Raw genomic sequence first — 1342 nt, forward strand, 5'->3', positions numbered from 1 at the left:
ATTAATGGGTATAAACTGCCTCTATACTTTCTTTTGAAAACAAACACTATAAGAGCTAAGGAGGTCTAAATATCTAGGAGTATGATGAAAAAATAACCAACTTAACTGCTTAATAACACACCAACATTATAACTAATAGACATCATAACTCACACGCTCAACAACTAACAAACTTCATAACTCGTAACTTTGAAAAGTAACTATTCAACAATAAGGCGTATAAACCATTATCGATTATCAACAAATTACACAAACAGACACATACAAATTCTGGTAAAGTAATGTCATTTCGAGCCTTTTTGCCGCAATATTAAGTTTATAAGTTCTTGATAATCAACGTTCATTATTGCTGAATAGTTACCTTTGAAAACTAATAATCCCAATAATTCTCAAACGTACTAACCCCTCAACTAACAAAACTCAATAACTCACAAACTCACCAACTCACAAGCTCACCAACTCACAAGCTCGTCAACTCAATAACTCACAAACTTACAGACCCACCAACTTACGAACTCATCAACTCATCAACTCAAAACCCAAATTATTACTTTTATTTTACAAAAGCGTTCTAATTTTCACTCCGTTCTAGCGAAATTATAGGCTAAAAAGCAGGTAAATAGCCACGATTTCTGGTTTTTTACGCCTTGTGCCTTGTCCATTTTCAAGAAAAAGGCTGCATTTTGCACCATTTAGCCTTTCTAGTTTGGTTGCCAGCTCGTCATTTTTCAAGCCCAATTACATGCTTTTAGTCCCTAAAAACCTACTTTTTAACGACTATTTCGCCCTTTTCGAGCATGTATTTAATGGATCTTAAAGGTTATATTTATACGATTGTAGTGTGTTTTTATGCTTTTCGACTCGCATTTTGCATCGAAACACACTGCATTTAGCACCAAAACGTATTGCATTTAGCACCAAAACACACTGCATTTAGCATCAAAACGCACTGCATTTAGCACCAAAACGCACTGCATTTAGCACCAAAACACACTGCGTTTAGCAGCAAATAGCACCCAAACGGGTGCAAATAGCGATTATTTTAAATAAAAATTCATATTGATACACTCACAGACTACCTCCTTTTTGCATCAAAACCAACCTTCGCGAGAATCGATTTTTTGGGGCGAGGTGGGCGATTGGTGAATGAAAAGGCACTCATAATGTTAAAATACTTACTAAAAATCGGACAAAAGCCAACAAAAAAGACAAGTTAATAAGTAGACTAATAAACGAGTAGACAAGGGAACAAGCAGAAAAGAGAACGAGTTAGCAAGAAAACGAGTTGGCAAGAGAACGAGTAGACAAGAGAACAAGTAGGCAAGAGAACAAGTAGATAGGG

This window comes from Prevotella sp. oral taxon 317 str. F0108, assembly GCF_000162415.1.
Taxonomy (GTDB): domain Bacteria; phylum Bacteroidota; class Bacteroidia; order Bacteroidales; family Bacteroidaceae; genus Prevotella; species Prevotella conceptionensis.